9 protein-coding genes are annotated in these 12,851 nt (G+C 60.5%); all 9 read left to right on the top strand.

Going from position 1 to position 12,851, the window contains the following annotated elements:
• Position 1 precedes the first annotated feature (1 nt).
• The 9 genes from DESLA_RS22830 (at position 2) to DESLA_RS0106445 (ending at position 12,849) form a co-directional block, all read left to right on the top strand.
• Positions 2-379 carry a hypothetical protein gene (locus DESLA_RS22830; protein ID WP_156932892.1) on the top strand — a complete coding sequence of 126 codons (378 nt, stop codon included), beginning with the start codon at positions 2-4 and terminating at the stop codon, positions 377-379.
• A 55-nt stretch (positions 380-434) separates the two neighbouring features.
• Positions 435-1,814, top strand: a complete 1,380-nt coding sequence (locus tag DESLA_RS21590; protein ID WP_051434455.1) for a PAS domain-containing sensor histidine kinase — start codon at positions 435-437, stop codon at positions 1,812-1,814.
• A gap of 215 nt (positions 1,815-2,029) precedes the next feature.
• Positions 2,030-5,167 carry a chemotaxis protein CheB gene (locus tag DESLA_RS19160; protein WP_084031939.1) on the top strand — a complete coding sequence of 1,046 codons (3,138 nt, stop codon included), beginning with the start codon at positions 2,030-2,032 and terminating at the stop codon, positions 5,165-5,167.
• Positions 5,168-5,224: 57 nt separating this feature from the next.
• On the top strand, positions 5,225-7,486 hold the full coding sequence (locus DESLA_RS21585; RefSeq protein ID WP_051434454.1) for a PAS domain-containing hybrid sensor histidine kinase/response regulator: 2,262 nt from the start codon (positions 5,225-5,227) through the stop codon (positions 7,484-7,486).
• Positions 7,487-7,913: 427 nt separating this feature from the next.
• Positions 7,914-8,660 (top strand): M15 family metallopeptidase, encoded by a 747-nt coding sequence (locus tag DESLA_RS0106465; protein WP_035261458.1) that lies wholly within the window; start codon positions 7,914-7,916, stop codon positions 8,658-8,660.
• Between the two features lie 38 nt (positions 8,661-8,698).
• The gene (locus DESLA_RS0106460; RefSeq protein ID WP_028571817.1) at positions 8,699-10,429 is read left to right on the top strand and encodes a uracil-xanthine permease family protein; all 1,731 of its coding nucleotides are present in this window, start codon (positions 8,699-8,701) and stop codon (positions 10,427-10,429) included.
• A 30-nt stretch (positions 10,430-10,459) separates the two neighbouring features.
• The gene (locus DESLA_RS0106455; protein WP_028571816.1) at positions 10,460-10,900 is read left to right on the top strand and encodes a cupin domain-containing protein; all 441 of its coding nucleotides are present in this window, start codon (positions 10,460-10,462) and stop codon (positions 10,898-10,900) included.
• Between the two features lie 16 nt (positions 10,901-10,916).
• On the top strand, positions 10,917-11,093 hold the full coding sequence (locus DESLA_RS22825; protein WP_337833228.1) for an amidohydrolase family protein: 177 nt from the start codon (positions 10,917-10,919) through the stop codon (positions 11,091-11,093).
• Positions 11,094-11,301: 208 nt separating this feature from the next.
• Positions 11,302-12,849, top strand: coding sequence for an ATP-binding protein (locus DESLA_RS0106445; RefSeq protein ID WP_028571815.1), 1,548 nt, complete (start codon positions 11,302-11,304; stop codon positions 12,847-12,849).
• The last annotated feature ends 2 nt before the right edge of the window (positions 12,850-12,851 follow it).

Here is a 12,851-nt window from a genome sequence, read left to right as displayed (position 1 = left end):
AATGCCCACGGTTGAATGGCTAAACGCTGCAAACGGCATCATAAACAGCAGGATCGACCATCCGCGGGGGCAGACACATAGGTCCGCCCCTACAGATTTGAAAGCAGAGTGGAAGAAGCGACGGATTGCTGGAAAAGAGGCAGGACGACAAATCGGCGGGGTTATGGTGAAAGACGACACGGCAGAAAAGCGGCCCGCACAAGAACTGAAGAGAGTGGGCGTGTTCACGACCGGCCATGCCGCTGAATATGCCGAAAGCATCGTGAACACCATCAGAGAATCACTGTTGGTCCTGGACGCCGAACTGGTGGAGTTCGGCGAGCGTGTTGCTGATGTTTTCGATCACTCCAACATGAAAAAAGAGGAACCATGCGGGTGATCAGGCTGAAACGAACGCGGTGGGAAGATTTGGCTTTTATCGGTTGGTGGGACCAATGAAAAAAAGATCTGACCCCGGGTACGCCGAGAAACTGCGCCAAAAGGCCGAAGCGATTGTGCGCAAGCAGGACTCGCAGTCGCCACCCGACAACCAGGTTGCCTTGTCGGTTGAAGAATATCTTCGCGAACAGCATGTGCAGCGGATCAAGCTGGAGATGGAAAACATGGAGCTGGCCGCCGCGTTGTCCACCGACGACGTGCGCCGGACCCTCCACGAACTGCGGATGCACCAGATCGAACTGGAGCTGCAGAACGAGGAGCTGCGCACGGCCCATGATGAACTCGAGGCCGTCAAGGCCCGCTACTACGACCTCTACAATCTGGCCCCCGTAGGCTATGTCACCATCTCCAAGCCGGGACTGATCCAGCAGGCCAACCTTGCCGCGGCCGCCCTGCTGGGCACGGATCAAGACGCCCTGGTCACCCAGCCGTTGGTCCGATTTATTCACAAGGCGGACCTGGACGCCTACCACTTGTACCACAGGCAGGTTTTCAAGACCGGCAAGCCCCTGGAGCGAGAGCTGCGGCTTGTCCGGGCGGATGGAGGATATTCATGGGCGCACCTGGCATCCTCCAGTACCCGTGACGACAACGGCAAGCCGGTCTGCCGCATGGTGATCAGCGATATTTCCAAGCGCAAGGAGGCCGAGGAGCAGCTTCAGCGGGCGTTGGCCGAAAAGAACAAATTATTTGCCATCATTGCCCATGATCTGCGTTCTCCCCTGGTCGGCTTTGTCGGGATTGCCAGACTCCTGGCAAACGGTGTCGTTGACTGGTCGCCGAACAAGCTGAAAAATGTTTTCTTAAATCTGAAGGAATCCGCGGAAACACTGTTTCGCCTGCTGGACAATCTGCTGGAATGGTCCTCCTTGCAACGTGGGGAATTTAAATATGAACCAGTGGAGCTGGATGTGGACGATCTGGTCAAAGACAACCTCGTACTGGCCAAAACCAGAGCCGATCAGAAAGCCGTAGCCTTGCAACGCATCGTTCCTCGAGGTTTGAAGGTCTTCGCCGACCGGCATATGCTGAACGCCGTCTTGCGCAACCTCATCTCCAACGCCGTCAAATTCAGCGGCCCCGGGGGCCACGTGGCCGTCGCGGCGACCCAAGACGACGGAATGGTCACGATTTCCGTGCAGGACAACGGTATCGGCATGAATCAGGAATTTATGGACACTATTTTCGCCGTTGACCACAAGACGTCGCATCCCGGCACTCGCGGAGAAAAAGGGTCCGGCCTGGGACTGGTCCTGTGTAAGGAATTCGTGGAGAAACTCGGCGGGCAAATCCGGGTGGAAAGCATTCCCGGCCAGGGCAGCACGTTTTCCTTTACCATTCCGCTATCTGAATCGAAATCGAAATCGAAATCGTGATCGAAATCGAGCGTCATATCCAAGAAGATGGCGTCATCACGGGGGAAGATGAACAGTATTTTTCAATTTCGATTTCGATTTCGATCGCGATTTGGATTTTGAGGAGAAACAATGATTGCCCTGCAAGGATTCCATCTTATCCTTGACTGGCCCGATTCTGAGGGCGATAGTTCCCCACTTTACTCTCAGCGATCTCTCTAGCCAAGGACCACGTCATGTCTCCAAGCCAGACAAGCCAGACAAGCAAGACAAGCAAGACAAGCAAGAAAAGCAAGAAAAGCAAGGCCAAGCCGAGCAAGGCCGCCGGACAGGAAGCAGCCGCGCCGGAGTCGGCTGAAGCGTCGCAACAGCCCGATCCCGTGCCCGATCCAGGCCCCGATCCAGGCCCCGATCCAGGTCACGGCCCGGACTTCCCCATCGTGGGCATCGGGGCCTCGGCCGGGGGCCTGGCCGCGTTTGAGGCCTTCTTCTCCGCCATGCCCGAGAATGCCGACCCCGACATGGCTTTTGTCCTGGTGCAGCACCTGGCCCCGGATCACAAAAGCATGCTCACGGACCTGATCCGGCGCTACACGAGGATGGAGGTCTTCGAGGTGGAGGATGGGATGCAGGTCCGTCCCAACTGCACCTACATCATCCCGCCGAACCGGGACATGGCCTTCCTGAACGGCTCGCTCCAGTTGCTGGAGCCCGCCGCCCCGCGTGGTCATCGTCTGCCCATCGACTTCTTCTTCCGCTCCCTGGCCCATGATCAACGCGAACGGGCCATCGGCATCGTGCTTTCCGGCACGGGCAGCGACGGCACCCTTGGCGTCCGGGATATCAAGGGCGAGGGCGGCATGGTCATGGCCCAGAACCCGGCATCCACGGAATTCGACGGCATGCCGCGCAGCGCCCTGGCCACGGGCCTGGTGGATTTCGAGCTGCCGCCGGCCGAGATGCCGGCCCAGCTTGTCACCTACGCGGCCCATGCCTTTGGTCGGCCTCCCAAGCCCGCGACCCCCGCGCCCAAGGCCGACACGGCGTTGAAAAAAATTTATGTCCTGCTGCGCAGCCAGACCGGGCACGACTTTTCCCAGTACAAACCATCCACTGTCCTGCGGCGCATCGAACGGCGCATGGCCGTTCATCAGATCGAAACCATGGAGGACTACGTCCGGTTCGCGCAACAGGCGCCGAAAGAGGTGGACGCCCTGTTCCGCGACCTGCTCATCGGGGTGACCAATTTCTTCCGCGACCCCGAAGCCTTCAAGGCTTTGGAGGAACAGATCGTGCCCAAGCTCTTTGCCGGCAGGTCGGCCAACGCCGTCATCCGGGTCTGGTCCGTGGGCTGCTCCACCGGTGAGGAGGCCTATTCCCTGGCCATCCTTCTGGCTGAACACCAGGCGGCCATCCGCCAGAACTTCCAGGTCCAGGTCTTTGCCACGGACATTGACAGCCGGGCCATTGCCACGGCCCGGGCCGGGATCTATCCGGCTTCCATCGCCGCGGATATTTCACCGGAGCGGCTGGAGCGTTTTTTTACGACCGAGCCGGACAACAGCGCCTTTCGCATCCACAAGAAGATTCGCGACATGCTGGTCTTTTCCGAGCAGAACGTGATCAAGGACCCGCCCTTTTCCAAGCTCGACCTGATCAGTTGCCGCAACCTGCTGATCTACATGAGCGCCGAGCTGCAAAAAAAAATCATCCCGCTGTTCCACTACGCTCTGCGTCCGGGCGGTTTTCTCTTTCTGGGGTCTTCCGAGACCGTGGGCGAGTTTTTGGACATCTTTGCCGCGCTGGAGCGCAAGCAAAAGCTCTTCCAGCGCAAGGACGACCTTTCGGGGGGCCAGCGCACGAGCCTGGGGCGGTTCGTGCCGTCCATGACGGCCATGGGGGCCGCATCCCCACAGGGTGCCGAAAGGACGTCCGCCCCCAAAAGACCGTCGGTGCGCGAGCTGACCGAACAGGCCCTGCTGCAAGAGGTCGTCCAGGCCGGGGCCCTGGTCAACGCCCAGGGCGACATCCTTTACCTGCACGGCCGCACGGGCATGTACCTGGAACCGGCCCCCGGGGAGAGCGACACCCTGAACATCTTGAAGATGGCCCGCGAGGGCCTGCGCCGCGCCCTGACGAGCGCCCTGCACAACGTTTCGCAAACCAGGGAAACCGTGCACCATCCGGGTCTGCGGGTCAAAACCAACGGCGACTTCATCACCGTCAACCTGATTGTCCGTCCGGTGCCCGTCGCCCCTGCCGCCTCGCTGGAGCCCCCCCTGTGCCTGGTCGTCCTGGAACAGGCACGGGAGCAGGCACAAGAGCCGAAGTCGGCAACAATGGCCATCGGGCCGGATGGCATCCCGTCCCTAGAGCCGGGCACGGGGGAGAGGGGGGATGCCGACGCCCGCATCGCGGCCCTGAAGCAGGAGTTGCTGGCCAAGGATGAGTACCTTCAGGCCGCCAACGAGGAACTGGAGACATCGAATGAAGAGTTGAAGTCCTCCAACGAGGAGATGCAGTCCGTGAACGAGGAACTGCAATCCACCAACGAGGAGCTGGAAACCTCCAAGGAAGAGCTGCAATCGGTCAACGAGGAGTTGTCCACGGTCAACGTCGAACTGCAGACCAAGGTGGCCGACCTGTCCCGGGCCAACAACGACATGAACAATCTGCTGGCCGGCACGGGCATTGCCACGGTTTTCGTGGACCACCAACTCCGCATCCTGCGCTTCACCCCCGCGGCCACCAGGATCATCAACCTGATCCTGAGCGACATCGGTCGGCCCGTGGCCCACATCGTCTCCAACTTGTCCGGTTACGACACGCTGGTATCCGACACCCAGTCCGTGCTGGACACCCTGGTCTCCAAGCAAGTGGAGGTGCGGACAACCGAGGGCCGGTGGTACGCCATGCACATCCAGCCCTACCGCACCCTGGACAACGTCATCGAAGGCGCGGTGCTGACCTTCGTGGACATCACGACGATGAAAAAGGCCCGTGAGGCGTTGCAGCAGAGCGAAGAGCGGTTCCGTCTGCTTGTCCAATTCTCCAGCGATCCGATCTTCAGCGTCAATCGCGACGGAACATACCGGTTCGTGAACGACGCCTTTGCCGAAGTCCTGCATGTCCAGCCCGCTGAACTGATCGGGAAAACGCCCCATGACTTTTTTCCTCCTGAGCAGGCGGAGGAACAGCTTGCCCTGGTCCGCCGGGTCTTGGGCACGGGAAAGAAGGAAGAGATCCGGAGCAGGGTCGTTACAGACGCCGGAGTGGAAAGGTTCTCGACGTTGCAGGCTGAATCGGTCAGCGACGAACATGGAAAGCCCGCCTGGGCGTTGTGCGTGTCCAGGCATGGACCCGCCACTCCCTAGCAACCGTCGGTCCAAAAGACCGAAAAATGTCGGGGACACGTCGCAAGGAGAGAAGCCATGACCAAACGGAAAGCAAGACAAGGCGGCGGGAGCGTTGTTTCAAAGAAAAGGGGCGGCCCCGCTGACCGGATTCTTCTGCGGCGACGGGCCGAGGATTACCTGCGGGACAATGACGACTGGTCGTCCGGGAATTTGGAAGGCCAGGTTCCCGAGGAAGTCCGGCAAACCCTCCATGAGCTTCGGGTGCACAAGATCGAACTGGAGCTGCAGAACGAAGAGCTGCGCCGGACCCAGGCCGAACTGGATACGGTCCGGGCACGCTATTTCGACCTCTATAACCTGGCCCCGGCGGGCTACTGCACGGTCAATGAAGAGGGGCGGATCCTGGAGGCCAACCTGACCATGGCCACCCTGCTGGGCACGACCAGAAGCAAGCTGGCCAAGCAGCCCTTGACCCGCTTCATCCTTCCCGAAGACCAGGACATCTTCTATCTGCATCGCAAAACACTCGTTGAGACGGGCGAACCCCAGAAATGGGATTTGCGGCTGGTCAAATTGGACGGGGCGCTTTTCTGGGCGCATCTGTCCGCCGCCTGCGCACGGGACGGAGACGACGCATGGGTCTATCACCTTGTGATCAGCGACATTTCCGCGCGCAAACAGGTCGAAGAGGCGCTCTGGGAGAGCGAACAGCGCTACAGGCACCTGGCCGACTTCGGCCAGGCCCTGATCTGGACCGCGGGCCTGGACAAGAAGTGCGACTACTTCAACCAGCCATGGCTGGCCTTCACCGGGCGGCCCTTGGAGCAGGAACTGGGCAACGGGTGGATCGAGGGCGTCCATCCCGACGACTTTGATCGGTGCCTGCACATCTACACCACGGCCTTTGACCGCCGCGAGCCGTTCAGCATGGATTACCGTCTGCGCAGCCACGACGGCGAATATCGATGGATCCAGGACGACGGCACTCCCCGCTATGACGCCCAGGGGAATTTTCTCGGCTATATCGGCCACTGCCTGGATATCATGGATCGCAAGCAGGCCGAAGCCGCCCTGATCCAGGCCAAGCACCAGGCCGAGGCCGCCAACAAGGCGAAGAGCGAGTTCCTGGCCAACATGAGCCATGAAATCCGCACTCCCCTCAACGGCATTATGGGCATGATGCAGCTTCTGGACACCACGCTCCTTGATGCCGAGCAGGAGGAATACGTCAAATTGTGCACATCCTCTGCTCGCCGATTGACCCGGTTGCTCTCGGATATCCTGGATCTGTCCCGGGTCGAAGCAGGCAAGATGACCATCCACGAGGCCGAGTTCCTGGTCCGGGAGCTTGGCGATTCCGTGTCCGACCTGTTCGAGGTCGCGGCCAGGGAAAAGGGCGTCCATCTGGAATGTTCCATTGATCCAGACACCCCCTCACGGCTCATCGGCGACGAGGCGCGGGTCCGTCAGATTCTGTTCAACCTGGTGGGCAATGCCCTGAAGTTCACGAAACAGGGGAGCGTCCGGCTGGAAATCGCGCCGTTGGCCACGGACACGGACACGGACAATGTCCGCAAAATCTGGTTTTGCGTATCCGACACGGGCATCGGCATTCCTGACGACAAGCTGGGCGGCCTGTTCAAGCCCTTTGTCCAGGTGGACGGCTCCTATGCCCGCGGCTTCCAGGGGGCCGGGCTCGGCCTGGCCATCGTCAAACGCCTCGTGGCCCTGATGGATGGGAAAATTTCCGTTGAAAGCGAGGTCGGCAAAGGAACCTCCGTACATGTGGTCCTGCCGTTCAGACCGACCGCCGGGGAGAGCGCTCTTGACCGCCATGGCCGCCATGGCCGACATGGCCGAAATGGGCCGGCACGACCGCATGAATCCAAACACAAACTGCGCATCCTGCTGGCCGAAGACGACCCGTCCAACGCCCTGCCGATCGGTAAATTACTGGAAAAAGCCGGCCACGCCGTGACCCTGGCCGAGGATGGGCAACAGGCTTTGGACGTGTTCAAGGATCAGGATTTCGACGTTATCCTGATGGACATTCAGATGCCGGTGATGAACGGAGTGGAAGCCACCAAAGCCATCCGCTCATCCACCGACCTCGGTCCCAAGAAAGATGTCCCCATCATCGCCCTGACCGCCTATGCCATGACCGGGGACCGGGAGAAGTTCATTGAAGCCGGGATGGACGATTATTTGGCCAAGCCGGTGCGGATGGAGGATTTGGAAAGGATGCTGGAGGCGAACGTATATCGCCTCAAAGCCGACCGCCAGCCGCCTGTCAAGAAAGACGCTGAACGTCAGTTCCACGCCGCACTGGCAGTTTGAATCCTTCGAGTAATCCCTGGGGCCATTTCGTCTCGGCCCTGGGCATCTCCTTCGGCTCCTACCCGGCCCGCCAGGGCCGCGGCCCTCAATCCCATCCAGACCCTCGAAATCCCCGCGCAAGAAATGTCCGCGTAAATCCGGAAGCGACAGGGTCCGCAATCCCGAACAGCGCTGCGGCACCCACACGAGCCCCTCCCCCCCCACTATCCGTGCGGCCTGAAATGGACTAAGGCGCTCCAAGAAACGTCAAGCCGCCGACTCCCGACAAATATGTCGGTACAGCACTCAGTTAGGCGGGATGGGGTGTCGCTGAGGAAAGCCTCATCAGCTTCTCCACGCCCTCGCGGGTCGTCGAGGCATGGACTTGGGGCCGTTGCTATGAGGAGCAATCCTCCAAAGCTCTAACAGCGTATCACGGGTTAACATCATGAAAAGAATGATCATGCTGCTGCTTGCCGTCGTCGTGTCGGGTTGGGTCCAGGCCTCGGAGCGGCCGGACGCCTTTGTGGAAATCAGGGAGGTGATTCCGGATGCGATCATGGATATCCGGTATTTCACCGAGCACAATTTTGTCGGCGCACGGGTGGACGGCTACGCGGCCCCCAAGTGCTATCTGACCAGGGAGGCGGCCCAGGCCCTGGCCGGGGTGCGGGCGGACCTCGCGCCGTTCGGCTTCGGGATCAAAATCTACGACTGCTTCCGGCCCCAGCGCGCCGTGGACCATTTTGTCCGCTGGGCCAAGGACGTGGACGACACGGCCACCAGGACCGAATTCTATCCCACGGTGGATAAAAGAAACCTGTTCCGGGACGGCTACATTGCCGAAAGGTCGGGACACAGTCGGGGCAGCACCGTTGATCTGACCATCGTGGAACTGCCGCCCGCGGAGCAGCCCGCATTCATCCTCGGCGAGACGGGGCAAAAGGAATGCTTCCTCCCGGCGGACCAGCGCTTTCCGGACAACGGCATCGACATGGGCACGGGGTTTGACTGCTTCCATGAACGCTCCCACCCGGAGGATTCCAACCTGACCACCCGGCAACGGCTGAACCGGCTGCTGCTGAAGACCCTCATGGAAAAACACGGCTTCAAATACTATGACAAGGAATGGTGGCACTTCACTTTGGCCGACGAACCGTTCCCGGACACCTATTTCGATTTTGTGGTAAAATAGACAGTCTCTTCCATATTTTTTCAAGAAGATAGCCATCCATGACCCTACGCGCCGATTCGGATCGCATCCTGCATGCCGTGGACGACAAGCCGGGCTGGGGGCTGTCGCTGCTTTTGGGTTTGACCCATGTTTCCCTGATTTTCGACGGGATCATCTTCCTGCCGATCATGATCGGCAAGGCCACCCACACTCCGCCGGAACAGGTCGCCTTCGTCACCTTTGCCACGATCCTGGTCGCGGCCCTGGGCACCTTGATCCAGACCCTGCGGGTGGGGCGCATCGGTTGCGGGTTCGTGCTCTTCATGGGCTCCTATTCCGCCTTTCTGGCCTGCACCCTGAGCGCGATCCGCATGGGCGGGCTGGAGCTGATGGCCACCATGACCCTGCTCAGCGCGCCGGTGGTTTTTTTCTACTCCTACTTCCTGCGGTTTTTACGCCATATCGTCACCCCGCAAATCGGCGGGATCATGATCATCCTCGTGGCGCTGAGCCTGATGCCCATCGCCATCGAGCTGTGGCAGGGCGGCTTTCCGGATCGGCCCGGATTCGGCTCGTATCCCAACTATGTCGTGGGCGTGGTCACCATGGCCGTCCTGGTGCTGCTGATGCTGTTCGGCACCACCACGTTGCGGCTCTGGACTCCGCTGCTGGGCCTGGGCGCGGGATGCGCGGCGGCCTGGTTTTTCGGGATTCTCCAACTCGACCAGGTCCTCTCCGCGCCCTGGATCGGGTTGCCTCAATGGGCCTGGCCCGGGCTCGAACTCAACCTGGGATTGACCCATGTCCCCCTGCTGGCCGCATTCGTCATGGCCGCGCTGGTCAGTGCCATGGAAGGCACCGGGAACATCATGCTCGTGCAGCAGTTTTCGTTGCGTCGGTTTCGCAAGGTGGACTACCAGCAGGTTCAGGGCGGGCTGTACGGCGACGCCGCGGCCAAGGCTCTGGCCGGAGTGAGCGGAGCCGCGCCGGTGGCCACGTTCTGCGACAACCTGCCGCTACTGAAGATGACCCGGGTGGCGTCCCGCCGCGTCGGCTTGATGGGCGCGGCCATCCTGTTCGCCCTGGCCTTTCTGCCCAAGATTTCCGGTTTTCTGCTGGACCTGCCCGCCCCGGTCATCGGTGGAATGCTCGTGGTCATCTGCGGGATGCTTTTTGCCGCGGGCATCGGTCTGATCATCAGTTCCGGACTGGATTTTCAAATCGGCCTGATCCTGGGGTTGTCTTTGTGCACGGGGCTCGTGGCCGAAACCCGCAGTTTCTTTCCCGAGGTGATGCCCGTGGCTCTGGCCCCGATGCTGCAAAACGGCGTGGCCATGGGTGGGTTCGTGGCCATGTTCATGAGTCTGTTGCTGGTCCTCTTTCCCAAGCCCCGCAAGACCTTCCGGCTTGCGCCGCGGTCGGAGGAAATGCCCAGGCTGCTGGCCACGCTGGAGGATGTTCGACACGAATTCAAGATGAGCGACGGAAGCTTCCATCGCCTGCGCCTGGCCTGCGAAGAGACGTTCGATCATCTCTGCGGGCACGTCGCCGACGGGGACGAGACCTGCCTGTTCGACATTCAGCGCAGGGAAGACGGGATGTTCGTGGAAATCATCTGCGGTTCACGGGTCGAAGACGTGGACAATTGCCCCCCGCCCGTCCACCCCTCCTGCGCCAACGAAGCGGAATTGTCGCGACTGGGGCTGTTCCTGCTGGCCAAAATGGCCCGCGACGTGTTGCACTACCATCTCTCCGGGAATACGTACATTTCTTTTTTCATTGACGGCTGAACTTGAAAATAACGCAACAAAGGACATCCCATGCGACGTCGTTTGACCAGTCTTTTAGCCATCGGTTGGTTCGTCTTCCTTGGTTCTGGGCTTGGCCCTGGTCCGGTTGCCGCCAAAGGCACGGGTGTTCTGGTCCGGGAACTGGCCAGGGCGGAAACGAGCTGGGATGGAGCATTGCTGCCGTCCTACCCGGAAGGACAGCCGGAGGTCCGCATTCTGAGCATCACCATTCCGCCTGGAACAAAGCTGCCCGTGCACCAACACCCGGTCATCAATGCGGGCATCCTGCTCAGCGGCCGCCTGCGGGTGCATACCCTGGACGGCCAGGTCCTGGACTTGCAAGCCGGGGAGGCCATTGTCGAGGTGGTCGGCACCTGGCACTGGGGCGAAAGCCTGGGCGACGAACCCGCGCACATCGTGGTCTTCTATGCCGGGACAGCGGACCTGCCCATCACGCAAACACGGGAATAGCCCGCGCCACGTGTCCATGCTCCACGCGCACACCCTGGGCGGGGCCTATGTCGACTTCCAGGAAGCCGTCACCAAGTCCATCAGTATCGGCAAGTCCGCCGACCTGGTCGTCCTGGACCGCAATGTCCTGGAGGTCCCGCCAAGCGAGATATCCCGGGCCGGGGTCAGCTTCGGCAATGCGTTTTTCGCTTGAGAAAATGCAGTTATCGGGGTCGGCGTCGGTATCGGGATCGGGATCGGGATAGATACTGTTTGTTCGCCAATAATCCTAATTCGACCCCGATACCGATACCGATACCGAAAGAGAAGCTTTGAATTGGAAATGGTATGAGATCGTCGTCATTGATCCGACCAGATAATCTTTTACCGGTTTTCCTGGGAACAGACACAGGAGTTGATTGATGCGCAACCATTCCCTTTCCTTCAAGCTCACCGCCCCCTGCGATATGGCGGCCCTTCCCCTTGTCCTGGCATACGTGCGCGAGGCTGCCGTACTCGTCGGCTTTGCCGGGGACGACATTTCCCGGATCGAACTGGCGGTGGAGGAAGCGGTGTCCAACGTCGTGCAACACGCCTTTCTGGAAGACGACGAGCCGGGTGCCTTTGATATTGTCTGCGAGCAGGTCACCCTGGGCCTGCGGATCATCATCCGGGAAAAGGGCATCCCCTTTGACCCGGGCAAGGCTCCTGTTTTCGAGCAGGGCGACGACCTGGAGCAGGTTTCCGCCAGGGGCATGGGCATGGCCTTGATGCGCCAGACCATGGACGAGGTCGCCTTCCACAACCTGGGGCCGGACGGCAAGGAAACCCGCCTGGTCAAATACCTGCCCGGAAAAAGCGTCCACCCGGGTTTCGAGGCCCAGGGACAGGACGTGGACCCCACGGAGACCGCCTTTGACCCGCAACCCACGGACAGCGCCCCCGCACCGAAGACGTCTCCGCCGCGCATCGACTACACCGTGCGCCGGATGACCGCGGACGAGGCCATCGAGGTTTCCCGCAGCGCGTACAAGAACCACGGCTACACCTTTTTCAACGAGGTCATCTACTATCCGGAACGGATGGCGGAAATGAACGCCGCGGACGACATGATCTCCGCGGTGGCCGTGACCGGAGCCAATGAGTTCATGGGCCATGCCGCGCTGGTGTTCGAGGATGCCGAGGCCAGGACCGCGGAGTACACCTTTCTGTTCGTCAACCAGGCTTTTCGCAACCAGGGCTGCATGGAGCGGCTGACCCGGTTTCTGCTGACAACCCCCAAAACCCGTCCCCTGACCGGGGTGTATTCCTATTCCGTGGCCAATCACGTCTTTACCCAGCGCGGGTTGATCAAGCTGGGTTACCGGGACTGCGGCATTCTCCTGGCCACCAGCCCGGCCACCTGGAAATTCAAGGGCATTGACGAGCCCGGCACCCAGCGGATCAGCGTGGTCGTAAGCTTTGTCTACCTCGAACAGCCCAGCCCGCGTCAAGTTTTCGCCCCTCCGCACCACCGGGAGATGATCGGACGCATTCTCGAACATATCGGCGCCCCCCATGTCCTGGCCTCGCCGCCGCAAAATCCGCCGTCTCTCGCTGCCCATGCCTCGCGCATCAATACCAAGGTGTATCCCCTGGAAAATTGCGCCATGATCAAGGTCCATGACTATGGCTCGGACTGTGTCCGCGAGGTGCGGCGCATCCTCCGCGAGCTTTGCCTGAAGCAGGTGGCGGCCATCGACCTCTTATTGCCCCTGGATGACCCGACAACCTGTTTCGTCACAACGGAACTGGAAAAACTCGGCTTCTTCTTCTCCGGCATCCAACCCGAAGCCGGCCGGGGAGACGCCCTGATCCTGCAGTATCTGAACAACATTCCCTTTGACTACGACAAGGTGCAGGTCTTTTCGGACCTGGCCCGGGACCTGCTGGCCTACATCAGGCGCCATGACCCCAACGAGAATCTGTAGGC

This window comes from Desulfonatronum lacustre DSM 10312, from assembly GCF_000519265.1.
GTDB classification, from domain to species: Bacteria; Desulfobacterota; Desulfovibrionia; order Desulfovibrionales; family Desulfonatronaceae; genus Desulfonatronum; species Desulfonatronum lacustre.
This window is presented reverse-complemented; position numbering and strand designations above follow the sequence as displayed.